The 23,960-nt window shown below is 44.8% G+C and carries 17 protein-coding genes; 6 read left to right on the top strand and 11 right to left on the bottom strand.

Annotated elements, in window-relative coordinates; all coding sequences use genetic code 11:
- Positions 1-234: 234 nt before the first annotated feature.
- From RDO37_RS05890 to rsxA, 8 genes are all read right to left on the bottom strand, one after another.
- Positions 235-1,905: a flagellar hook protein FlgE gene (locus RDO37_RS05890; RefSeq protein WP_308498428.1), complete on the bottom strand. Its 1,671-nt coding sequence runs from the start codon at positions 1,903-1,905 to the stop codon at positions 235-237.
- 583 nt (positions 1,906-2,488) lie between these two features.
- Entirely contained in the window at positions 2,489-3,979 is a 1,491-nt protein-coding gene (locus tag RDO37_RS05885; RefSeq protein ID WP_308498427.1) for an OFA family MFS transporter, read from the bottom strand.
- Positions 3,980-4,625: 646 nt separating this feature from the next.
- On the bottom strand, positions 4,626-5,360 hold the full coding sequence (locus tag RDO37_RS05880) for an electron transport complex subunit E (RefSeq protein WP_281709524.1): 735 nt from the start codon (positions 5,358-5,360) through the stop codon (positions 4,626-4,628).
- Positions 5,361-5,481: 121 nt separating this feature from the next.
- Positions 5,482-6,114, bottom strand: coding sequence for an RnfABCDGE type electron transport complex subunit G (locus RDO37_RS05875; protein ID WP_027940262.1), 633 nt, complete (start codon positions 6,112-6,114; stop codon positions 5,482-5,484).
- Positions 6,115-6,116: 2 nt separating this feature from the next.
- Positions 6,117-7,919: an RnfABCDGE type electron transport complex subunit D gene (locus tag RDO37_RS05870; protein ID WP_308498426.1), complete on the bottom strand. Its 1,803-nt coding sequence runs from the start codon at positions 7,917-7,919 to the stop codon at positions 6,117-6,119.
- 167 nt (positions 7,920-8,086) lie between these two features.
- Positions 8,087-10,477, bottom strand: a complete 2,391-nt coding sequence (rsxC, locus tag RDO37_RS05865) for an electron transport complex subunit RsxC (RefSeq protein ID WP_308498425.1) — start codon at positions 10,475-10,477, stop codon at positions 8,087-8,089.
- A 2-nt stretch (positions 10,478-10,479) separates the two neighbouring features.
- Entirely contained in the window at positions 10,480-10,989 is a 510-nt protein-coding gene (locus RDO37_RS05860; RefSeq protein WP_169726153.1) for an RnfABCDGE type electron transport complex subunit B, read from the bottom strand.
- Positions 10,990-11,274: 285 nt separating this feature from the next.
- On the bottom strand, positions 11,275-11,862 hold the full coding sequence (gene rsxA / locus RDO37_RS05855; protein ID WP_027940259.1) for an electron transport complex subunit RsxA: 588 nt from the start codon (positions 11,860-11,862) through the stop codon (positions 11,275-11,277).
- A 918-nt stretch (positions 11,863-12,780) separates the two neighbouring features.
- On the opposite strand from rsxA, the gene nth reads away from it, so the two are divergent.
- Positions 12,781-14,817: an endonuclease III gene (gene nth, locus RDO37_RS05850; RefSeq protein ID WP_308498424.1), complete on the top strand. Its 2,037-nt coding sequence runs from the start codon at positions 12,781-12,783 to the stop codon at positions 14,815-14,817.
- 145 nt (positions 14,818-14,962) lie between these two features.
- Here the strand turns inward: nth and rimO are convergent, their stop codons facing one another.
- Together rimO and RDO37_RS05840 are read right to left on the bottom strand one after the other, a co-directional pair.
- Positions 14,963-16,327 (bottom strand): 30S ribosomal protein S12 methylthiotransferase RimO, encoded by a 1,365-nt coding sequence (gene rimO, locus RDO37_RS05845; RefSeq protein WP_281709520.1) that lies wholly within the window; start codon positions 16,325-16,327, stop codon positions 14,963-14,965.
- A gap of 362 nt (positions 16,328-16,689) precedes the next feature.
- The gene (locus RDO37_RS05840) at positions 16,690-17,610 is read right to left on the bottom strand and encodes a manganese-dependent inorganic pyrophosphatase (protein ID WP_027938949.1); all 921 of its coding nucleotides are present in this window, start codon (positions 17,608-17,610) and stop codon (positions 16,690-16,692) included.
- Positions 17,611-18,223: 613 nt separating this feature from the next.
- Here RDO37_RS05840 and RDO37_RS05835 point away from each other — a divergent pair.
- Entirely contained in the window at positions 18,224-19,114 is an 891-nt protein-coding gene (locus RDO37_RS05835) for a hypothetical protein (RefSeq protein WP_308498423.1), read from the top strand.
- A 253-nt stretch (positions 19,115-19,367) separates the two neighbouring features.
- On the top strand, positions 19,368-19,934 hold the full coding sequence (locus RDO37_RS05830; RefSeq protein ID WP_308498422.1) for a lytic transglycosylase domain-containing protein: 567 nt from the start codon (positions 19,368-19,370) through the stop codon (positions 19,932-19,934).
- Positions 19,935-20,194: 260 nt separating this feature from the next.
- On the opposite strand, the gene RDO37_RS05825 is transcribed toward RDO37_RS05830, so the two are convergent.
- A complete protein-coding gene (locus RDO37_RS05825; RefSeq protein WP_308498421.1) occupies positions 20,195-20,401 on the bottom strand; it encodes a hypothetical protein in 207 nt (68 codons plus the stop codon).
- A 255-nt stretch (positions 20,402-20,656) separates the two neighbouring features.
- Between RDO37_RS05825 and RDO37_RS05820 the strand changes: the two genes are divergently transcribed.
- The 3 genes from RDO37_RS05820 (at position 20,657) to RDO37_RS05810 (ending at position 23,948) form a co-directional block, all read left to right on the top strand.
- On the top strand, positions 20,657-21,616 hold the full coding sequence (locus tag RDO37_RS05820; protein ID WP_281709518.1) for a universal stress protein: 960 nt from the start codon (positions 20,657-20,659) through the stop codon (positions 21,614-21,616).
- Positions 21,617-21,948: 332 nt separating this feature from the next.
- A complete protein-coding gene (gene ttcA / locus RDO37_RS05815) occupies positions 21,949-22,821 on the top strand; it encodes a tRNA 2-thiocytidine(32) synthetase TtcA (RefSeq protein ID WP_052338834.1) in 873 nt (290 codons plus the stop codon).
- 347 nt (positions 22,822-23,168) lie between these two features.
- Positions 23,169-23,948 carry a hypothetical protein gene (locus tag RDO37_RS05810; RefSeq protein ID WP_308498420.1) on the top strand — a complete coding sequence of 260 codons (780 nt, stop codon included), beginning with the start codon at positions 23,169-23,171 and terminating at the stop codon, positions 23,946-23,948.
- Positions 23,949-23,960: the final 12 nt, after the last annotated feature.

The following is a 23,960-nucleotide window of genomic DNA, read 5'->3' as shown; positions in this document are numbered from 1 at the left end:
TTAGATATGTTATTAGAAGTCACATCAATGTGCTTCTGGGAGTTCTTAATACCGCTAACTGAAATTCCGAACATGACATTAGCTCCAAATTGTGCAGTCTAGATAAGTATATTAGTCATGATGACATAGTCTAAACTGGCTTTCATTCCTGAAACTATAAAAGCAATTCATATGCCACAAACAAGAACGCCGGGCAATGCCCGGCGTTAAGTTATGTTCGGAAAATCTTAATTATTAGCGAATATTCAGGATGCTATCCATTACAGTGTTCTGAGTCTGCAGAGACTGTGCATTAGCCTGATAGTTACGCTGAGCAGTGATAAGTTCAACTAACTCGTTGGTCAGGTCAACGTTTGAAAGCTCGAGGTTTGAGCCCTTAATGGAGCCAGCTGAACCTGAGTTAGCTTCCTTAGCGATAGCCTCGCCGGATGCATTAGACTGCTTCCACTGAGTGTCACCAATCTTGGTTAAGCCCTGCTGATTAGCAAAGTCTGCCATGGCAACCTTAGCAATGTTCTTAACCTGGCCATTTGAGTACTCGCACTGAATAATGCCGTTCTCATCAACAGACATACCGATGAGAATACCAGTTGCATAGCCGTCGTTGGTTGGAGCCTGACTTACGGAGAAGTTAGATGAACCGTACTGACTAGCACTGAACTGGATGTTTAACTTCTGAACTGGATCAATGCCCTGACCTAATGAAGTATGTAAAGAGCCGTCAAGACCTTCATAAATAGAGTCTTTCTGCTGACCTGCAGTTGGTCTATTTTCAAATGTAAGGTCGAAGACATTAGCGCCTAAACTACCGTTCTGATTGGCAACACCTGGAGGGCCAAATAACTGCTCACGCAGACTGTTGCCCATTGTTGCTGCATTTGCTGCATCAGGATTACATAATTCAAGCTTGCCTGGGATTGTGCTCTTCATCTCACCATTTGGTAAGAATGTACACTTGAAGCCAAAGTAATTAGCGCCTGCAACAGATGATTTTGAGCTTTCTGGAACGCTTATTAATGTTGGGAATTGCTTATCAGCACCAGCGCCTTGAGTTGCAATATCAACAGGCTTGCCGTCAACAAAAGGAATTACAGTCCAAACATTATTGTTGGACTTGTCAGTCTCAGGGCCCATCTTGAGCATGTAGTAAGTTAAGGTGTGGGCACGGCCTAATGAGTCGTGGATAGTCTGTGAAGTAGATGCTGTATAGGTACTTGCATTCTTTGGATCGAAGTCTGTAAAGTACTGAGTAAACTTAGCATCAGCTGCGTTTGCTGGTATTTTGCCATCTTCGGCACGAGGGATACCGAACTGTGGGTTATCAGTATATTTTTTGTCAAAAGCTGTATTGGTCCATGGGTCATTTGCCGGCATATTAGGCTTAATGTTGTCCTTATCTGCAGGCAGGTTCACGCCGATGGAGATGTTGGTGGACATCTGAGGCGCACCAGTATCAGCAGGGAGCTGAATGTTGTGAGTGTTGCTCAGATCTAAAGAGGTGGTAGTACCATCAGGGTTAACATCCCAACCCTGGAGGTAGTCGCCCATAGCGGTAACTACGAAGCCTTCCTTGTTAATCTGGAAAGCACCATTACGGGTGAAAGTCTGTGCGTTAGAGCCTGGGCCTTCAAGTACGAAGAAGCCGTTACCCTGGATAGCCATATCCAGTGGATTACCAGTGTCACCTGACAGAGCGCCTTGAGCAAACTGCTGGGAAACTACAGTGTTCTGTACACCCATGCCGGAGTTTGTCTTGGAATTAGTAAATACGCTGTTTGCGTATACATCAGCAAACTCAGCACGTGACTTCTTGAAGCCGTAAGAATTGGTATTGGCGATATTGTTGGAAGTCACATCAATGTGCTTCTGTGAGTTCTTAATACCGCTGACTGAAATGCCAAACATGAGTAAAACCTCGAAAATTCTTAACTGATTCGAGCTGATAGCTCGAATAAAAATCAACATGCTCTCCTGAGCGTTTGCTGTATGACCTGTATTGAGCAACGGGTGTGCCATTTACAGAAAATATTTATTAAGAATTAATTAGGTTTTGTTTATGGTTGGCTTGTAAATGCGGTTTTATTTATGGCATTACTGTTAAGTCTGGTGTACAAAGGAGTTTGTAATAGCCTATGATGTGAAAATTTGATTGTGTAGTGTATAGAGTTCTTGGCCGTTTTTTGCCGCCTGGGCAAAGAAAATTTTGAGAGGTTAAATTAGCGGCAAGCCTTGTTGTATAAGGCTTTATGAGCGATCAAAAGTTGTTTAAATGGCTGTTATTTTTTGGTGGTTTGTAAGTAAAGATCAGGGCTAGGGATCATGGGTTGAGAACGAAAGATGAGATCTTGAGGTGGGATCGTTTGTTGAGTGCACTTGGTGAGAACGTTGGTTGAGATCGCGAGATGAGAGCGTGAGGGAGGATCGTGGGATATGAAAAAGGCAGCCGAAGCTGCCTTTCAAATGGGGTTATCTAATAGTATGTGTTTCTTTAGATCTTAGATGCAGGCTTTGAAGAGGTAGTGTTCTCTGCTGCCTGAGTGTTTGAATTGTTTAAAGACTCTACGGTGAGATCGTCGGTCTTGCTTTCAGAGCTTGCAGCTTTGGTCTCTTGAGCGGCTGTAGTCTCTGCTGGAGTAGCTGCAGTCTTGCTATCTTCCTTTGCATCGGCTGGATTGGATGAGTGGCCCTTACCTAAGGTAACAGGGCAGGATGGAGCCTCAAAGGCATTAGAGGCGATCTTCCAAGCGGCAGCAGCTGCAGATGCGGCTTCCTCTGCGGTACGAATCTTATTGGTTCTTACGAGTTCCTTGTGGCTCTCGGCAAGCTCAGCAGGTAGCTTAACCATTAAAGAGGCAACGATAGCTACGATGATCATGCCTGACATCAGAATGAAGGTCATATTGTATGAACCGAAGATGTAGGCAACAACGTAACCAAAGAGAGAGCCGATACCGAAGCCTAAATAGAGCAGGCCATAGTTCTTAGCAAGATTTCTAATACCGAAGTAATCGCTAATGATAGATGGGTAGATAGTTAAAGTACCGCCAAATGAGAAGGCGATCAGAGCGATTGCGGTAAAGAACAGAGTAGAGTTTAAAGGAATAGCTACTAACATTACGGTAGCAACTAATGACAAGATCTGATCAAAGGTAATCAGGCGGATACGTGGCATCTTGTCAGAAAGTGCGCCCATGATAAGACGGCCAGCAATGTTAGAAATGGCAACTACTGAAACTGCAGTGGCTGCGTCAGATAAGCTCATATCAAGCAGTGCAGTACCTAAGTTTGAGGCCACACCAATGATGTACAGGCCTACCATGCAGTCAATAAAGAACATGATTGATAAGAGCCAGTATGGCAGAGTTCTGATAGCTGAATGCAGGTCGTATTCACGCTTAGATGCTGCAGAAGAGGAGGTGTTAATATACTTCATGGCATCGTATATTAAGATAGCACCTAAGGTTACTACTGCAGTCATGATGACGCCCCAGTTAAGAACGGCAGTCTCAAGAGTGTAGTTAGTGAGCATGTAGCTATCAATGGTCTTAAAGAGCAGAGAGCCTAAACCATAAGCACCGATACACAGGGCTGATACTAAACCCTTATGCTTTGGGAAAAACTTAACGCAGTTAGTTAACACCAGCATATAGCCAAGGCCATCACCAAAGCCAAGCAGTGCACCTGCGCAAACATATAGAACGATAACGTTTGGAGCAAAAGCAGCACCGAGTAAACCAAGACCACAGCACACTGCACTTAATGCAACTACGTTGGTCATACCAATGCGCAGCTTTAAGAAGCCAGAGCACAGGGAGCCTACGGCGAGAAAGAGGGTCATGATACCGAAAGTAAATGCGATTACGTCGATATCAAGGTTGTACTTTTGACTAAGAGGTAGGTTGAATAATGACCAAGCGTATACAGTACCCAGAGCAAGGAGTACTAATAGCGAGCCGATAAGAGTCTTTGTCTGAACCATATAATGGTATTCTCCAGCCTGAAAACCCGATGGTAAAAGCAGCGCCATATGTTTCGGGATCAGTAGTTTAGATCGGTACTTTAATGGCACGTAGATGGTTTGAATGAATATGATTAGCTGTTGCTAACCATACTATCTACAAGAATATGCTATTTGTATGACATACCATTTTTGCCACTGCGATTAAACTATCAAAGTTTGATCGTGTGCACATTGTACGAAAATAAAATGATAATGATTATCGAGTGCAAAAAGACTTTCTGCAAATGTGATGGTTTTTGCCACAACAACTCTCATTAGTAAGCACGCTATGGGTTTTTGCGGTAGTTGATAGTTTTGTTAACTTTTTTGTAATTGTATGACAACACTTTTAAATCAGTGTTTGTTAGATTTTGTATTTGATATGAGCTTAGTGCCAAGAGCATGCTGTTGCTAAGACTATGGTGAGGAAAAGATTAGATTATGTTGGTCTTAGTGGTGTGGATAGCAAAATGCCGCTATTAAAGCGGCATTTAGAAGAGTGTTTATGTGGCAACCTTATATGCTAAGGTGGGTGCCAACGCATTAGATGCTAAGCAAGGTCCCAACACATTAGATGCTAAGTTGGGTACCAACGCATTAGATACTATGCATTAATGCCAAGGTATTAGATGTTGACTGATCTGATGCGTGCCTTCTTTTTAGCAATACGCTCTGATCTGGTGTCAAGGTAGTTCTTGCCAGCAATTAAGAAAGCTAAAACAAAAAAGCCACCAGGAGGCAAAATAGCGATCAGCACTGAGAAGTCTTGGTTGTAAAGGTGTACTTCAAGATCTTTTGCCCATGGACCAAGTAAGTCAGCCGCACCAACAAAGAGGGTGCCGCTACCTAAGATCTCACGAATAGCACCAAGCGCAAAAAGAACTAAGGTAAAGCCGATACCGCAAGCAATGGCATCAACGGTGGAGCGTAAGAGATTATTCTTGCCAGCAAAGGCCTCAGCGCGACCCATGATGATACAGTTAGTAACAATCAGGGCTAAGTAGATGCCAAGCTGCTGATAAAGCTCAGGGAAGTGGGCCTCAATCTCAAAGCGAACTGCAGTTACTAAAGAGGCGATCACCACTACATAGATTGGGATACGAATCTCTTGTACCACTACCTTACGGATGATGGAGATAACCATAGAGCTTAGTACCATAACTAAGATAGTAGCTATACCTAAGCCTAAGGCATTAGCAGCTGAGGTGGTTACAGCAAGCAGTGGGCACATACCTAAAAGCTGGCAAAGACCTGGGTTATCTTTCCAAATTCCTTTGATAAAGATCTCCCACAGCGAGATTTGCTTTTGCACTGGGGCATCAGGCTGTAATTTGCCTTCAACTTCAATGTGATCTTTCATAGTTTGAATCTCTTAGAGACTGTTGCTAGCAGCTATTTGTAGCTACTTGTATTCATATGGTCTCTTTTGTTGAGGCACCGTGTTGACGGTGCCTGAAGCTTTAATTCTTTGGCAAATATGATTAATTGCTTGGCTTGCAATCTTTGAGTGACTCAAAGTCAATCTTTTGCATGGCCTTGAGAAAATCGTGAGTGGCTAAAGCAACCGCTCTCGAGGTAACTGTAGCGCCGGTGATGTAGTCAAAATCACCACCAAACTTTTTCACGTCCCACTTTGCATCATCGATGCTTAGATTGTCATACATATCAAGGTAGGTTCCTTTCTTGCGATCAAGCTTGTCACCAATACCAGGGGTCTCTTTGGAGACCATAAAGTCAATTTTGCTAATGCGCATATTGCTATCTACAGCGCCAATCATGATGAGTGGATTAGAGTATCCACGATTGGTGGAGTAGTTGGAGATATAGCCAAGTACCTTGCCAGTTTCATCTTGCGCAATATAAGCACGCATGTTCTTACCAATGAGCTTGTCAGAAATAAGCTTGCAACGGTAAGTGATCTTGCCTGTTGCCTCTTTCTGAGCATTAGGCAGCATCTTGTTAACTAACTCTTGCTCATAGCGTACGCGATTAGCTTGGATATGTTCTTCAGTATCAGCCTGAACATAGAGCACACCAGCGGTACATAACACGGCAATTACCGCTAAGCTAATGCCGGAGAAGATGGCGCGGGCGTTTGGTTGTGAGTTAAACATGGTTAATCAAGACCTCCTGTGCGATATCCAATACCAAATGGACGACGCTTGGTCATAACATCCATGAGTGGGGCTAAACAGTTGCCCAGCATAACAGCAAAGGCAATAGAGTCTGAGTAGCTACCATTGATACGCATGATTACAGCTAAGACACCAATAAATGCAGAGAGAATAATGCGTCCTTTAAAGGTGCCACAGGTAGTAACTGGATCAGTGATGATGTAGAAAGCACCTAACATGGTACCGCCCATGAGTAAGTGTTCTACAGTAGTAATAGATAAGGCTGGATCATAGTGATGCCAAATAGCGGCAGTTGCTGCCACTGCGCCCAAGAAGGCTAAAGGCACTTGGAAGCGGATACAGCCAGTGAAAATTAAGATAAGGCCACCAAGAACGTAGGCACCACCAAGCCAGGCATAAGCCATGAAGCTAGGGCCGGTAAAGTCAACGTGAGGTACGCTCTCAACAGTTTCTGCCTTTCGTGAAGTCTTGATGCTCTCTAAGAAGGTAGCGCCAGTGAGTGCATCAGCAGTAAAGCGGCCTTCAATGGCAATAGTAGCTTGCTCTTGCAGACGCTCTTGCTCACGAATCATCAGCTCATTGCTAGTGTCATGGGCGTTAGCAATGATCTCATCTTGCATGTGCACAGATTGACCAACCTTAGCGGCGTTTTCGTTCTTGGCTGTAGCAACGTCCTTAGCAACATCATTAGCTTTAGCGATCTGAACTTCAGCGCTAGTTGCCTCTAACTTTGACTCATCCTTTGCAGTCTCATTGCCCTCAGCTGCGCTAGCATCCACGGCTGCATCGTTAGCAGCTTCATCGTGAGTGCTTACTGTTTCATCAGATGCAGCGTTATCTTCTGTAGCTGCCTCTTGTACAGGGGCGGCAGTTTCTTGAGAAGCAGCAACGTCATTTGCAGTGGCTGTGTCTTCTGTAGTAGCAGCTTCATCTGCAGTGGTGGTCACATCTGCCTCAGTTGACTCAGTGTCGGCAGTGGTCTCTACATTAGCCTCAGTTGAGTCAGTGTCGGCTGCGGCAGTTGCTTCATCTGCAAGTGAGGTGTTTTCGTTGTTTGGCTCGGTAGAGTCGTGACCGTTAGAATGTGGTGCGGCGATCTTATCGGCATAGGCATCAGATGCGGCTGCGGCTGTTTCTTTTTGCTTTTGTTCTTCAGCTTGAGCAAGGTCTTGAGAGATCTGGGCCATAGAGTGCGAAACTTCGTACTCGTTTTGGCGGTTGAGATCTTTGATCTCTTTAATCAGTACCTGAGGATCAGCACCAGCAAAGACCACATCTAAAGTACGCGATGGAGTGGCTACATACATAGCGCCAGGGGTTGGGGAAACCCAAGTGCTGTAGAAGATGCCAGGGGCAGAGATCACCAAGAAGATAAATCCAGACATGGCTGGATTGAAGATGTTCATGCCCAGACCACCAAAGCACTCACGTACTAGCAACATAGCAAAAGCAGTTGCCATAACAGTAAAGTACCAAGGCAGCAGTGGTGGCAGTGTAAGCGCCAGTAAAAGTGCAGTTACAACACCTGATGGATCTCTAAATACATGCTTAATTCGGCGGTTACGCATGAGAGCTGTCAGCACCTGGCAAGCAATTGCTGTGATGCTGGCGATAATGAATTGAATAAGCGTACCGCTGCCAAAGAAGTAGGTCATAACACCCACCGCAGGAATCAGTGACACAATCACAGTCATCATGATGCGGGTGGTGCTCATTTGGCAGTGCAAGTGCGGTGCAGGCTCGATGCCTAAGTTTTGCTTCGCACTTTGAACAGAAATTTGCATTGGTTAATCCTGTTTTCAGGGAACTGCGTATAGCTTGAGTTAATTAAGATAGCTACATTCCTTACAAGGCAACTATCTTTGTTCACATCGCTACACTGTGCTTATCTAATCAAGCAAGCCTCTTTTATACCAAGACTTGCTCTCTTGCAAATTAAGGCTAGTACTTACTAGTCCTTAGAGCTGTTATCTTCTGAAGATTGCTCACTGTCAGGTGGTGGTAAATCCTTACGACGCAGAGCAGTTGGAATCTTCATCTCCTCTTGCTTTCGCTCCTCAGGTGCGGTCAAGTACTTCTTAGCACGTGGACGGCTCTCTGGGATGTAAACACCTTCTGCAGGAGGGTTTTCAACCTTACGTACGTCAGGATCCTGATTTTCAGGAGCAGGGTAGTGAATAAGAGGCTCAGCATGCTTAGTAACAGCAGCACGACGGATAGCAAACGGTACTACCTTATCTTGATCGATTTGAGGTGCTTCTTTAGCAACCTCAACGTCAGCTTCAGCCTCTTCCTTGTCATTGCGGCTAAGCTTACTTAAGACAGAGGTTGAGGCGTTTGCAATGGTTACTGATTCATCAGACAGTCTTTGTGAAGAACGACCGCTATCAGAACGTGATGCTGCAGTATCTTGTGCCATCATGGCAGCGTAGAGCATGCCATCCTTAGTCTGACTCATCATGGCACTGGCCTTAGCCTTGCCACTTTGAACAGAGTCGCTATCTGTAGTGCTCTTGTTATTATCAACTGCACTCTTAGTCAAGCTGATGTTTAAGCTATCTTTAGTTGAGCTCTTGTCACTCTTGTCGGTCTTAGTAACCTCAATTGGTGACTTAATGGAGCTAATCTTAAGCGCTGGAGCTGCGCTGCTATCAATACTGTTAGTAGCTAAGGTAGTAACTGGGTTTACTACATGCTTAGACTGACTTTCGTCAGATGCAGTGCTCTGATTGTTCAGATATGGATTAGTTGCATTGTTTGCAGCTGCTGCAGCTCTCTTTGCAGCGGCTCTTTCACGGGCAGCAGCTACGGCGGCAGCACGCTTTTGTGCGATCTCATCATCACTTGCATTAGCGTCATTATCCTTTTGTGCAGCAGCACGAGCTAAAGCAGCCTCACGACGCTTACGACGTTGCTCTTCTTCCTTGGCAATACGCTCATTACGTACTGCAATACGCTCTTGGGCACGCTGATTACGCTTTTGGTTATCATCGAGCAAGTGCAGGATTGCCATTTCCTTACGGAATTGAGCAGTTAAAGGAATGCGTGATGGGCAAACATAAGAGCAGCAACCGCACTCGGTACAATCGAGCATGCCACAGCTCTTGATCTTCTTATGTTGACCAGCACGAGATAAGGCATACAGATGGTATGGAGTAAGACGGCTTGGGCACACACGAGCACAACGACCACAACGAATGCAGTTCATGGCCTCAGGCTGCTCTTCAATTTCTTTAACTGAAGGTACAAAGACGCAGGTAGCACTCTTAGTAATTGGTACGTCGATAGATGGGAGAGTAAAGCCCATCAGTGGACCACCCAAGATGATACGCTGTCTTCTTTCAGGGTTGAGCTTATAGGCGTTGAGCACAAATCTAACTGAGGTGCCTAAGCGCACTAAAGCATTACCAGTACGGCCTAAAGTCTTGCCATCAACGGTAATCACGCGCTTAATGAGTGGCACACCGTCGATAACGGCCTGCTTAATCGCATAAACAGTCTCAACGTTATCAACCACAATACCGCACTCTGAGGTGTGTTCAGAGTATGGGATCTCAATGCCAGTACAGATCTTAATTAAGTTACGGGCTGCGCCAGATGGATAGAGGGTTGGAATAACTCTTACCATAACGTCATCGGCAACAGCTGCCTTCATAGCATCAATGGCCTTAGGCTTATTGTCCTCAATAGCGACAATGGTGACCTTAGGATTGAGGATCTTACGAACTACCTCGATACCCTTGGCAATATCGGCAGCCTTTTCTTGCATCAGACGATCGTCGCATGTGGCTACTGGTTCGCACTCAGCACCATTGACGATAAAGATATTGCAATCGCCCTTTGCATCCTCAACCGCTGCACCGATCTTGGCTGCAGTTTGGAATTGAGCACCACCAAGACCCTCAACGCCAAAAGAGCGAATGCGCTCTAAAAGCTCTTGTGGAGTCTTGTTTTCCCAATCTAACATTGGCTCGTCTGGTACTTTCTCATCTAAGCCGTCTGGCTTGATGGTAATGCAACGACCGGCAAAACCTGAAGGGTGTGGCAATACCTGCATGGAGATACTGGTGATCTCACCTGAGGTAGATGCATGCAGTGGCACATTACGATTGCCACCTGGACGAGTTAATGGCTGACCAGCTTTAACGTGATCGCCAGTTTTAACCAAGATCTCACCGCCCTCGCCTAAGTGACGCTCTAAAGGCAAGGTAATTAAGGATGGGATATCGATCTCTTCAATGGCGCAATCAGAGGTTGATTTACGCTCATTGGTTTTAATTCCGCCGAAGAAGCTCCAGAGCTTACCACGCAGGATTTTGTCTAATTGCTTAGAAAAAGGCATGACTAATTTCCTTTGAAGCGTATGGATTCCAACTCCCAATTGAAGTTGGCGGTAGTAGGCTCAAGACGGACCATTTCGATACAGTCAACAGGGCATTTGTTGACGCATTCTGCGCAGCCAATGCATTCGTTTTCAATGATGGAGTGAACCACTTTAGCTTTTCCCTTAATCGCATCAACAGGGCAGTGACGAGCACACTTAGTACAACCAGTACATAAGCTCTCGTGGATGATGGCTACTGTACGTGGGGTAAAGATAGCATCATCAGATTCATCAGTAGGAACAGATACACCTAAGATCTCAGCAAGAGTGTCGACGGTGTCCTGACCTCCTGGGGTGCACTTGTTACATGGTGCGGTGCCGTTGGCCATGGCCTCAGCGTAGGCGCGGCAACCAGGGTAGCCACATTGGGCGCATTGAGCACCTGGTAGAGCCTTTTCAAGCTTCTGAGCAGTATCGTCACCTGAAGAACCTTTTGAACGAGCCAAGTATGACAGTACGATGCCGAGCAAGAACAATGCTCCTGCACCGTATAGCAAAAAGCTTAATTCGTTATCACCAATCATTGAACGATACTCTCTATTAAAAAAAACTAAAGAAAGCCAGCCAACCACAAAAAAAAACACCGCCCATAAAACAACACGGTATCTTAATTTTTTAAACCAAAGCTGTCTTTAGAATCAAGACTGCTGCCACATCATTAAGTGGCGTTGGTGCCTTAAAACAAACACCAAAGAGCAAGAACAAATAACTTACTATCAATGAGTAAGATACGATTTGAAGGCTATAAGCTCGTATTACATTACAGAGCCAGTAAAGCCTGCAAAGCCCATGAAAGCTAATGACATAAGTCCAGCGCTAATGAGGGCAATGGCAGTACCTTTAAACGGTGTTGGTACATCGTTAATAGCAAGACGTTCACGCATAGCTGCAAACAGCAGTAACACCAGAGTAAAACCAGCACCAGCGCCTAAGGCATAGACCATAGAGTTAACTAAGGTGTGCTTTAAAGAGCTATTAAGAAGCACTAGACCTAATACGATGCAGTTAGTAGTAATCAAAGGCAGATAGATGCCTAATGCCTGATACAGGCTATATGAGGTCTTGCGAATGACAATCTCTACTAGCTGTACTGCAACAGCAATAATGATGATGTCGACAATCAGGTCTAAAGAGGTTAGGCCTAATGGGATCAGCACAAAGTTGAACGCAAGATTACAGATCAGCGCAGAAAGTACGAGCACAAAAGTAGTTGCTCCGCCCATGCCTAAGGCTGCAGAAAGCTGATTAGATACGCCAATAAATGGGCAAATACCTAAGAAGCGAACCAGCACAAAGTTATTCACGATGGCAGCGCTGAAAAAGAGAATTAAAGCATCGACCATAGGTTTTGTTCTTCTTAATTAAAGCTACGCGTTAATAAAGAGCGCACTTTAAAACAAGCAATGGCATCAAAAAAAATGCCCCCAAACGCCTAAATAGGCTTAGCAATGAAGCTATGGGCTAAAACATGCCTTTGCGTTGTACTTTTAGTGATACGTAGCTATGCATAGATGCAAGTCATGAGACCATTTAAAATGAGGCACTCATTGCATCGAGAGCTTACAAAACAATGGCTTAGATTGAATCAACCATTGCTTAGTGTAAACTTGATCTTGATCCTACTCGGACTCAAAATCGCCTCATTTTACTGCAAAGACTTTGTTTTGACTAATCGAGGTCATTCTGTTGCGTATTTTATGCAATAGAAAAAGGCCTAAGCTATGAGCTTTTGCCCACCATACAAGATGGTTAGGATAGGGAAACTAAAGCGATACATATCGCATTAGTTGACGGTAACTGACATACAAAGCAGCTCCATAAAAGCACAGCCAATTGGGCATAAATTATCATTTGAAAGTAAGTCAATTCTCTTATCAATTACGTTGCATCAGAAACAATCAAAAACGTCAGTACATTTGCACAGACTTACTAAAAAAGGTAAGGCAGCAATCATTGCTTGAGCAAAACGAAGAGGCATCAAAAAAATAATAGCTCCTCGCGGCCATACTATCTGGTTTATTAACCTAGTTCAAAGTAGTGCACAGCGTGACCAAAGTATGTCAAATAAGCCTCTTTTAGAGGCATAAATAGCAAAGATATAGTGCTTACTTTCACGTGCATTGTGACGCCCTTATAAATATGGAGTTTTAGTGTGAAAAAATGCCGCATAACTTCAATAGAGCGCTTGCGCCGCTAATTAGGTTGGTGATAATGAAACTATCAGGTTTCGATTGATTACAGCTAATTAGCAAGAGAATCACATGGCAGCATCAGCTAAGAAAGAATCAAAGGTTAAAGAGCAGGATGGTAAGAAGCCTGCTAAACGTGGTTGTTGTCGTAAAGCAGCAAGCGCTGCAGACAAAAAGCCTAAAGATCAAGCAATGGAAGTAAAGACCAAGGTCGCTACCAAGACAGCTAGCAAGACAGCTAGCAAGAGTGCCTGCAAGTCAAAGAGCTCAGCTTGCATGAGCAAGGCTAAAACTGAGGCATCAGAAAAAGTTGTTGCTACCAAGGTAAAGACTGCCTCCAAGAGCAAAGCCTCAGTTGCTAAAACTGAAGTTGCAAAATCAAGCAAGAGCTCCAAGCCAAAGGCCACAGCCGAAAAGGCTGCCGCAACTTCAAAGGCTAAAGTAACTCCAAAAGCTAAAGCAGCTCCAAAAGCAGCCACCGCTACAAGTACAAAAGCTAAAGCCAAAGCTTCAGAGGCTAAAGAGACTAAGTCAAAAGCAACCAAGGCTACTAGCGCTAAGGCAAAGGCTGCAGATAGCAAAGCAAGCAAAACAAAAGCTACAGCAGCCAAGAGCACTGCAGCCAAGGCAAAAGCTACATCAACCAAGAGCACTGCAACCAAGGCAAAAGCTACTGCCACTAAGGCGGCTACTAAGAGCACTGCAGCCAAGACAAAAGCTACTGCCACTAAGGCGGCTACTAAGAGCACTGCAACCAAGGCAAAAGCTACTGCCACTAAGGCGGCTACCAAGAGCACTGCAACCAAGGCAAAAGCTACGGCCACTAAGTCTGCTACTAAGAGCACTGCAGCCAAGCCAAAAGCTACGGCCACTAAGGTGGATACCAAGAGCACTGCAGCCAAGGCAAAGGCTACAGCAACTAAGGCTGATACCAAGAGCACTGCAACTAAGACAAAGGCTACAGCAACTAAGGCTGATACCAAGAGCACTGCAACTAAGGCAAAAGCTACGGCCACTAAGGCTACTGCAACTAAGAGCACTGCAGCTAAGAGTGCTGCTAAGTCAAAAGCAGTTAAGGCAGAGGCTAGCAAGGTAGCTAAGAGTGCTAAAGCTAGTGCTCCAAAAGTGAATGCTGTAAAGGCAAGTGCGGCTAAGGAAACTAAGGAAAAGGCTGTTAAAGCAAAGGCAAGTGCCTCTAAAGATACCAAGGAAACTAAGAATAAAGCTACAATAGCTTCATCGAAGGCTGCTAAAGCAAAAAATAGTACAACAAAGACATCCACTACCAAATCTGCTGCTAAGAAGGCAGCAAGTGGATCAAAGGCTAAAGCTGAGGAGAAAGTTGTGGTTAAAGCATCGATGGCTGATGCAAAGAAGATCAATCGTAAGATGTTGGCTCCTGTTGATAGCAAGCGCGAGATTGTGCGCAAGGCTGAGCCAAGCAAGGGAGTTGAGAAGGAATTTGCCGATATCACTCTGTTAAACAAGGAAGAGCGTTTTGAGGTAATGCGTCTTTTAGAAGAGCAAAACCCAAATCCAAAGAGTGAACTTAACTTCAATAACTCTTTTGAGCTTTTATGTGCAGTAGTGTTATCTGCTCAAGCAACTGATGAGTCAGTAAACAAGGCTACACCAGCACTCTTTAAGGCAGCTCCAGATGCCAAGAGCATGGCTGCATTAGGCGCTGATGGCATTGCTCCATATATTCAGAGCATTGGTCTGTGGAAGAATAAGGCTAAGTTCTTAGAAAAGCTCTCCAAAGAGCTCGATGAGAAGTATGATGGCAAGGTTCCTGAGACCATGGAGGAGCTAATTGCTCTGCCAGGTGTGGGCTCTAAGACTGCCAAGGTAGTTTTAAATGTTGCTTTTGGTAAGCCATACTTAGCTGTAGATACTCACGTATTCCGTGTGTGCAGCCGCATTGGTCTGTGCTTAGGCCACTGCCCTGGTGATGTAGAGAATAAGATTCCTCCTCTTATTGATGAGCGCTTCATGAAAGAGGCTCATCACTACTTACTGCTTCACGGCCGCTATAACTGCACCGCACGTAAGTTTGAAGATCACTGTGCTAAGTGCGTAGTTGCTAAGTACTGCAAGCACAACTACTAAAAGCTTACACAAATATCCTGTACCTTTAAGCGCCTCAACTGCTGCCATTAATCTCTTTGAGACGAGCTCTTCATGGCGCTGCATGTACAGAGACAAAAATGCCAGCATAAAGCTGGCATTTTTTTATGGCAATCCTAAATGGATTTTAGGAAAGCTTGATGCGGAATGGAATGTGGGTGTTTGGAGTGATATTAGCCTCGAAGTCAGCCCACATATCATGCTCATCACTATCGGTGATCTTAGCGCGGATGAAGTCGCCTTCCTTAACGATGGCATCCTTTGGAGTGTTCTCGATAGTTACTACACCGTCGATATCCGGAGCCTCGTACTTAGTACGGCAGATCATTACACCCTCATCGGTGATGGTGTCGACGATCATGTCAAATGACTTACCCACACGCTCACGGAGCTTCTGAGCTGATACTTCAGCCTGAGCTTCCATGACTAAACGAGCACGTTCTTGACGAACTTCAACTGGAACTACGCCATCGTAATCATTAGCCTGAGCACCTTCAACATCTGAGTATGGGAATGTGCCGACGCGATCAAGACGTGCTTTTTTGATGAAGTCAATGAGGTTTTCAAAGTCCTGCTCTGTTTCACCAGGGAAGCCAGTAATGATGTTAGAGCGGATAGTTAAGTCAGGGCAGATCTCACGCCACTCATTGATACGCTCTAAGGTGCGCTCAATATTGCCTGGACGCTTCATTCTCTTTAGCACCGGTGCTGAGGCGTGCTGCAGCGGTACGTCTAAGTATGGAAGGATGATGCCATCGCGCATGTATGGGATGAGCTGATCAACGATCTTGCCTGGGTAAACGTAGTGCAGACGGAACCAAGGACGTGGATTTACCTTAGATAAACCATCGCATAAAGTTAAGATATTGCTGCCATCCTTAAGATCGCTACCGTAGTCAGAAGTGTCTTGTGAAATGATCATAATTTCACGTACACCACGAGCAGCTAAATCATTTGCCTCGTAGAGGATGTTTGGAATTGGACGGGATCTTAAGGTGCCACGTAAGTCAGGAATAATGCAGAAAGAACAGTGGTGACGACAGCCCTCGGAGATCTTTAAGTAGCTGTAATGCTTTGGAGTAAGGAGTACACCAGAGGTTGGTACAGACTGACGTGCAATTGCAGGAGGCTCTCCTACGAGCTTTTCAATGGAGCGCAGCACAGCAGCACGACGGCCTGGGCCGATAACGTCAGCTACATCAGGATATTGCTCTAATACTTTCTCTTTATTAGCACCCATGCAGCCCATTACGATAACTTGAGAGCATTGCTGCTTAGCATCGTAAATTGCCTCAAAGGACTCCTGAACTGCTGGCTCAATAAAGCCGCAAGTGTTGATTACCACTACGTCAGCTTCGTTAAAGTCGTTCTCTAAACGATAGCCTTTGGCAAGGAGTACTGAGATGAGGCGCTGAGAATCAACTAAGTTCTTTGGACAACCCAAAGAGACAACGCCAATGCGAGGGATATGATTGGAGCGAGATCCTGTCATGAAAATTGAACTTCCTGAAATAATGCCAAAGCCTAATTTGGCTAGCTCAAAGGACTAGCTATCAAGCAAACGCCTAATTTGCCTAGCTCATATGACTAGCTATCAAGCAAAAGCACATGGAGGCACTGATGCGCACAAAGACTCTAAAAATGCAGCATGTTCTGCCCATTAAAGTGTTTGTGCGCAGCAGCGCTATAAAGTGGAGGTACTAGCAAGTAGTACTAAAGGCGATTTGTTCACTTAGGCGTGAACAAAAACAAGGCACCACTAAAGGTGCCTGTGTTGCGATGCATGTTTTCATGCATAAAGCAAAGCCATACATAAGATGGCCTTGCTAAAAGGCAGTAGCCTTTAGAGAGTTATTAGGCCTTGAAAGCCTGCTCTAAGTTAGGAACAACCTGCTTCTTACGGCTCATAACACCTGGCATCCACATCTCATCAGAAACCTGAGTGTTTAATGCCTTGGCAATGAGTTCACCGTTGTCAGAGCACATCATGAGCTCGGAACCTTCCTTCATGATGTCAGTGATAACTAAAACTGCAGAGTGACGACCTTCTGCCTTAACCTTGTTTAACTCGTCCTGTAACTGAGCTTTTAACTCTGGAGTGATTAAGGATAAGGAAACGAGCTCGAGCTGACCGATGCCAACCTTGTTGCCGGACATATCGAAGTCCTTGAAGTCACGGAAGATAAGGTCACGTGCACTTGCGCCAGCTAAGTTGCTCTTAGCCTTGAACATTTCCATACCAATATCTAATGGATTGTCTACGCCAGCGATCTTAGCTAAGTCAGCAACAGCCTTCTTGTCAGCCTCAGTGCAGGTTGGGCTCTTGAATAAGACGGTATCTGACAGAATGGCGCACATCATGGCACCAGCAAGCTTAGGATCGATGGAAACGCCGTAGATGTCGTGCAGCTCCTTAATTACAGTGTTGGAGCAGCCAACTGGCTTGATGAAAACCTCAACTGGAGAGTCAGAGGTTACGTCACCTAACTTGTGGTGGTCAATAATGCCGAGAAGCTTGCACTTTGCAAAGTCATCAGGAGCCTGAGCCAGATCAGAGTAATCTACTAAGTAAACCTCTTCGCCAGCAACTGAAGTTACAACCTCAGGAGCGGTAAGGCCGAAGCGCTCAAGAACAAAAGCAGTCTCAGGAGCAGGCTTGCCCTGGGCACCGGTCTTAACATCAATACCGCGACCGCGATATAAGTTAGCAGCGGATAAAGCAGAAACGATGGAATCGGTATCAGGGTTCTTGTGGCCTAAAACTAAAGCGGTCATGTGTATCCTCTATTGAACAAGAATAATTCTCTGAGCACAGGTGCAGCCGTTAAGCGCAAATAAGGATACTTGATGAAAACATCATGACAGATCCTTTAGCTCCCACAAATAAAAAGCGCGTATTTCGCACTTGAACACAAGCTGACTACTTAAAGTCACATTTGAATTTGTAAGGGGGCTTTGCCACTTATACATTCACAAGATTTACACGGCTTCCCTGAAATCTATGCAATTTTAGCACAAGACTAAGGTGCAATCGTCAGAAATGGAAATTTTAGCAAAGTACTTATGATGAGTATTAGCGTTTGCAAAAAATACTCATAGAGCCGATGTATAAGAGACTTTGCTAGTATACAAGTGCGCAAAAGCTCTTAACAGCAGCCAAAATACAGCGCTTAGATGCATATGTGCGCCCGCCTGCTTTGCAGTGGTGGCATATATGTATGCACTGCTTGCTTTGCTATGTGGGTATATGCGTGCGCTGTCTTGTTTAGCTCAGGGAGACATTTGTGTAAGCAGCTTGCTTTGCAGTGGAGGGCATATGTGTGAGCTGTGTTGTTTTGCGGTGGGGCGTTCACTAAGCAAGCGCGTGAGTGATGATATAATCACGCCCATGAAGCCTTTATTAAGATACATAAGCCCAGTTGTTTGCGGTGCAATTGCGCTTTCATATGTAAATATTCCGCAATCTGTAACCGAGAATAACTCTAGCGCGACCAACAGCGCTAAGAGTGCCGCTTTTGTTGCGCTTGAAAAAGCTAACACTAAGAGTGGAGCTCCTAGTTTTTCGCTCATTAGTACAGCTCATGCCGATGTAATTGCTCCAATGGCTCCACCAGAGCTTTCTGATACTTTGACTGACTTTAGAACCAAAGAACAGATCAATGAGCAAATCTACATCGAAGGTAAAGCAGATCCAGAAAACTCATTGAATATTCCAACCGTGCCTGGTGACCTTGAGTCTAAAGTTATGCGTATGAGCGCTAACTATCAGGCGCAGTATGAGATTGCTGTACCTCGCAACGGTACTTCCATCATTCGATTCTATGACCTCAATGGTTATCCAATGGAGGTTGTCTCAACCCGCCTTGAGAACCAGGGCTTTACTGCTGAGACCACTGCATCTCCATCTGAGCTGATGATTAGACAGTTCCAAGGTGCGTCCACTACTATTTTGCAAGCCAAGCTTAAGGGCATTAATCGTAACTTTATCTTTACCTTAAAGCCTTTAACCTTAGTTAACCAAACTCAATCAGTGCGTACCTTAATTACTTCTATGACAGTACCTTTCTATGTCGAGGGTAATGTCTATATTCAGCCTGAACCAGTCAAGTTTGACCAGCCTAATCCAAATGCCAAGGCCATCAATTTTGACAAGGTCAACCAAGAGCACCTCACCATGGACATGATTGAGGCTGCAGCTGTGGTGATGCCTCTTAGCAAAGGCGAAGAAGAAAAGGCCCGCAAAGTCTTAAACGAGATCGTCAAAGAGCAGCGCAAATAGCCTACGCTCGATTAAAGCAAATAGCACCAAGCTGATATGGCTTTTCAGGCAAGTAGAGCAGTCGGCATGCGCAGATCCTTTACAGGTAAGTAGAGCTATCGGAATGTGCTGATATAGCTTTAACCTCATCTTATTGAGGCTTCATAAGAGCACAACAGCAGCGCTCAAAATGAGTTGCTTAGTTGTGCTGATGACTCGTATCTAAACCATCTTAAGACCTCTAAAGTTAGTGTCTATTGAGTAAGGAATGCTTATGAGACTGATGCAAATCATGATTGCTAGCCTTGTGCTAAGCCTGAGCATGTTTACCTCAAATGCAATGGCAGCCAAGATGTCTTGTGATGTGCAAGGCCACTGGCGCGATGTAGCTTATAAGAAAGCACCAATGGATCGTTACGAGTCTTTAAAGTCATGTATTGCTTGGACAGCCTATCAGTTTGATTTGCCAGAAGAGCTCTTGTACTCAATTTTGTATGTTGAGCGCGGCCCGCTCAATGGCAAATGCGGTACAAATAGAAACGGCACTCAAGATTGTGGTCCTGCACAGATTAATGATGTACGTATTAGTGAGTTAAAGCAGTTTAATCTCAACAAGAGCGTCATTAAGTCAAAGCCTTGCCACAACATTTGGGCAATGGGCTACTTAGTGCGCCGTGAAATTGAAAAGGCCGGCGGTAATATTTGGACAGGTGTGGGTAACTATCACTTCCACTATAGTGTGAATAAAGCCGTGCATGACCGCTATGTCGAGCGCATCCGTAATGCCTGGGCAACTTTAGTGAACACCACTTACGACTACTGCATCGAAGACGATAAGTAATCTCACGCAATCCCATCCCATTCAATAATGACCTTGGCTCCACAAGCCAAGGTTCATCCCCATACAGCCAAGGTTCATCCCCACACAGCCAAGGTTCCTCCCCATACAGCCAAGGCCCATAGAGCAAAGCCTCATAATCAAAAGCATCTTTGTCGTTTCGGCATAACAAAAAGGCTAGAGATTAAAGCATCTCAAGACCTTCCTCTCGTGAATAACTCAAGCGCTGCAGCTATGAGCCTGCACAAGTTTTTTTCTTAAGATCAGCTAATAGAGCCGTTTACCACTACTTGGTTCTGATGATCACCTTTCTGCTCCAAAATGAAAAGAGCAAATGGCTTAGATGTATTGTTGGTGTATTTCCTATCCTTGCTTTCGATAGATGGGTTTGGTGCAAAACGTAAACTGCTCAGAGTGTAAGTATGGTTCAATCGCAATAAGAACATGGCTAAGTGATCGTTGTTGCTCATGTATTAAGCCGTTTTGTTATGAGCATGCTAAAATATAAAGCCGTCAGGCTAAAGGATCGGGCATTTACACGTCCTTTAGTTGTTGAGCTAAACTCACATACCATGTATGTACTTAAGGCCGTCATAGCTGAGGCGCTAGTTTAAAGCGTCACGCTCTGTGCTTTTTCTTTGTCATCATAAGCTTTGAAAAACGCTCAAGATAGGCAATAAGATAGAGGCATACAAACAGCCTGAAAAGGAAAACGGAGACTTAAGGTGCGAAAACTTAAGAAGATTTTAGTGGTCATTGAGCCAAAGCAAATGCGCCAAGTAGCTTTAGAGCGCGCTATGGCTTTAGCACAGGCAGCTGGCAAAGATAGACGTAAGATCATCGCTGTTATGCCAGTTTCTGAGATGACTCCTGGTATTCCATCAGTGCTTTCTGTAGAGTCTAAAGAAGATATCAACGCTGATGTAACTGCCAAGAGTGAAAAGTGGCTTAAGTCATATCTGTCTATACATGCTATGGGATATGACGTTGAGACTCGTATCATCAGCTCCAAGAATGTGGGTAAGCAAATTACTCAGATGGCCCGGGATGAAGCTGTAGATCTTCTCATCAAGGCTCATGAAGTGCACGGCATGTTTGATAGCGTGTTATTCACTCCACTCGATTGGCAGCTGCTCCGTCATGCGCCTGTTCCAGTGCTCATTGCCAAAGATCATATCTGGCATCCAACTGGCATTATTGCAATTGCACTTGATCTTTCTGACCCAGAAGATACCGAGCTTAAGATGCTCAACGTACGTCTGTTGCGTGAGGCTCAAGAGGTATCTCGTATCATGCATTGCAAGATTCATATTCTCAATGCTATTCCTCCAATCCTGCCGCCAGCAGCTATTGACCTGCCAGGCTTTGCCCCTGATCTTTTAGGCGATGCTGCATTAAAAGAAGGCTGCAAGGCAGTGCTGTCATTTGCTGCACGTCATAAGATTCCAGCTGAGTATTGTCATATTCGCGAAGGTCAGCCAGATGATGTAATCCCAACCTTATGCGCTGAGCTCAACCCAACTGCTCTGTTTATTGGTACTTCTGCACGTAAGGGTATTGCAGTAGCTTTAGCAGGCAACATCTGTGAGCGCGTAGTAGATGAGCTCGATTGCGATTGCGCTGTGATTACTCCAAAGGCAGTAATTGAGCGTATTCCAGTAAGCTCTGAAGCTGTAACTGAATAGATAAATAAGATTATCAAGCCAAGGCCTCATGAAGGCCTAGTAAAACTAAGATAAGGCAGCTTTAACAAGCATAAAATGCTTGTAGCTGCCTTTGTTGTTTGTGCGCTCTAGTTTTTGATTCTCACTTTGCTGATGTTTTTGCCTTCCATGTGCTAAACTTATGGCCCGATTTTTTTGCCGATCCCCCTTGAGTCGCATGTATTGCGATTAACAAGACAGGCTCTCAAGTCAGCCTGAGATCGGATTAGTAAGACGCCGAAAAGCACAAGTACTTATATCATCAAGATGGGTACTTACGCTTTTCAAGTGCAGCGCCATGAGAGGAAAAACAAGTGCGTGATGACAACGATCTGCCATCTAAAGCAGATGAATATGGCCGTAAGGTAAGTCCTTATTTCAATATCGAGGACAAAGAGGCTAAGTACAAGGCAGATAAGCTCTTTAAGCGTCTGCGTCGTAAGGTAGGTCATGCCATTGGTGATTACGGCATGATTGAGCCAGGCGATAAGATCATGGTATGTATTTCAGGTGGTAAAGACTCCTATGCCATGCTTGATCTGCTGCTGTCCATCAAGCGCTCTGCTCCAATTCCATTTACCTTAGTTCCTGTACATATTGATCCAGGCTTCCCAGGTTCTCCTGAGGGCGTGGTAGAGGGGCACTTACGTAAAGTAGGTTTAGATTTCTTCTGCTTAAAGAAGCCAGTTTATGAAATCTCCAAGGCCAAGACTGCAGAGGGCACTCGCCTGTGCTCTATTTGCTCACGTATGCGTCGCGGTTTCTTATACTCCATCGCTCGTGAGATTGGTGCTAACAAACTTGCTTTAGGCCACCATCGTGATGATGTCTTAGCGACTTTCTTTTTAAACCTGTTCTACTCAGGCATTATGAAGACCATGCCGCCAATTCTTCGTAATGATAACGACGATCTCACTGTGATTCGCCCACTGGTGTACTGTAAGGAAAAAGATCTCACCACCTTATCTAAGCTCAAGGAGTACCCAATCCTGCCAAAGGGCTTATGTGGCTATGGTGAAAACGAAGAGCGTGCTGCCATGCTGCGCATGATTCGCGCTTGGGAAAAGGAATATCCAAAGCGTCCAGACATCATCTTTAAGGCGCTCAAGAACGTCGTTCCATCCCACCTCTTAGATCGTAACCTCTTTGACTTTACCAAGATCTCAGATGGTCCAAAGGTTAAGTAGCAACAGCTTCTAAACCGACAAAAGCCTATGTGCCGACACGGCGCATAGGCTTAAGCCAATATGGCCCCTCCTTGCTGCTATCATTTAACCGTAAAGCCCATCTTTTGCCGCCGCAGTGGCTAAAGCATCCTTCCTACAATCAGCTTGTCGTAATTCTCGTTGCCTAAGATCTTAGAGTGTACATACTAAGCTATTGTCATAGCTACGTCTTGAGATCGCAGTTCATGGGTGAATCTGCATCGCCATTTATTTACTTTTGTGTCTTCAGGCTGCTGTTGAGAAAAACAGTAAACTCACCATGAGCAATAGCCTCTATAATATTTAGGCTAGATGAGGAGTTTATTGCTATGCCGCTATACGATAAGAGCTTTTTTGATAAGGACAGTGCCAAGAATCCTAATGAGACTTTAGAGAATTTGGTCTCGCTCAAAGAATGTATTGTAGACATTACTGCTCATGCAATTTCAGAGTTTGCTGCCCGCAAAATCTCTCTAGACGAGCTTGATGAGCGCCTCAAGGAATTAGAGGGTACTCAAGAGTCATTTGAAGATGAGGATTGCTCTTGTGATGATTCTGCTCTTACATCAGATGATGCATGTGATGATGAGCCACAATGTGCTGCTCATATGAGTATGGAGGCAAGGGCTAGTGCGATTCGAGCAACTTTAGGACAATCACGTCTTATTGCCCATCAGATGCTACAAGATTGGATCTTAGTTGATGGCTCTGATGCGGACATGCCAGTTTTTGCACAAGATGAGCTTGCTGCAGGACTAAATAACAATCTGTTCATGGAGCTCTTTGTGCTACCTGATGCATTCGTGCAAATGGTAACTAAGAATATGTACTCCATTGTTAATGGCCTCAACTATCTAGGACATGAGCTTATTTATCTTGCACAATCTAAGTATGGTAGCGCTGATGCCATAGTCGCTGCAGGTATTGATCTTGAGGCGCTTGAAGAGTGCGCACTAATGCTCAATAACTTTGATGAAAGTGCTACTACAGATTTAAGTGCGCTAAGCTTATCTGACTTATGTTTCGATGCCGCTGAGTATTTAGACTGTGCAGCTAATAGCCTGCGTATTCTTGGCAAGGTCGCGCTTAACTTAAAGAACTGTGCATAAGTACTGCTCGTA

The sequence above is a fragment of the uncultured Anaerobiospirillum sp. genome (assembly GCF_902485895.1).
Lineage (GTDB): Bacteria > Pseudomonadota > Gammaproteobacteria > Enterobacterales > Succinivibrionaceae > Anaerobiospirillum > Anaerobiospirillum succiniciproducens.
This window is presented reverse-complemented; position numbering and strand designations above follow the sequence as displayed.

Bases quoted from the DNA above. Each gene is read 5' to 3' on its own strand.
- RDO37_RS05830 (WP_308498422.1), top strand. From the start codon at position 19,368: ATGAGACTGATGCAAATCATGATTGCTAGCCTTGTGCTAAGCCTGAGC.
- rsxA (WP_027940259.1), bottom strand. From the start codon at position 11,862: ATGGTCGATGCTTTAATTCTCTTTTTCAGCGCTGCCATCGTGAATAAC.
- RDO37_RS05890 (WP_308498428.1), bottom strand. From the start codon at position 1,905: ATGTTTGGCATTTCAGTCAGCGGTATTAAGAACTCACAGAAGCACATT.
- RDO37_RS05885 (WP_308498427.1), bottom strand. From the start codon at position 3,979: ATGGTTCAGACAAAGACTCTTATCGGCTCGCTATTAGTACTCCTTGCT.
- rsxC (WP_308498425.1), bottom strand. From the start codon at position 10,477: ATGCCTTTTTCTAAGCAATTAGACAAAATCCTGCGTGGTAAGCTCTGG.
- RDO37_RS05870 (WP_308498426.1), bottom strand. From the start codon at position 7,919: ATGCAAATTTCTGTTCAAAGTGCGAAGCAAAACTTAGGCATCGAGCCT.
- rimO (WP_281709520.1), bottom strand. From the start codon at position 16,327: ATGACAGGATCTCGCTCCAATCATATCCCTCGCATTGGCGTTGTCTCT.
- nth (WP_308498424.1), top strand. From the start codon at position 12,781: ATGGCAGCATCAGCTAAGAAAGAATCAAAGGTTAAAGAGCAGGATGGT.
- RDO37_RS05840 (WP_027938949.1), bottom strand. From the start codon at position 17,610: ATGACCGCTTTAGTTTTAGGCCACAAGAACCCTGATACCGATTCCATC.
- RDO37_RS05880 (WP_281709524.1), bottom strand. From the start codon at position 5,360: ATGAAAGATCACATTGAAGTTGAAGGCAAATTACAGCCTGATGCCCCA.
- RDO37_RS05810 (WP_308498420.1), top strand. From the start codon at position 23,169: ATGCCGCTATACGATAAGAGCTTTTTTGATAAGGACAGTGCCAAGAAT.
- RDO37_RS05835 (WP_308498423.1), top strand. From the start codon at position 18,224: ATGAAGCCTTTATTAAGATACATAAGCCCAGTTGTTTGCGGTGCAATT.
- RDO37_RS05875 (WP_027940262.1), bottom strand. From the start codon at position 6,114: ATGTTTAACTCACAACCAAACGCCCGCGCCATCTTCTCCGGCATTAGC.
- RDO37_RS05825 (WP_308498421.1), bottom strand. From the start codon at position 20,401: ATGAGCAACAACGATCACTTAGCCATGTTCTTATTGCGATTGAACCAT.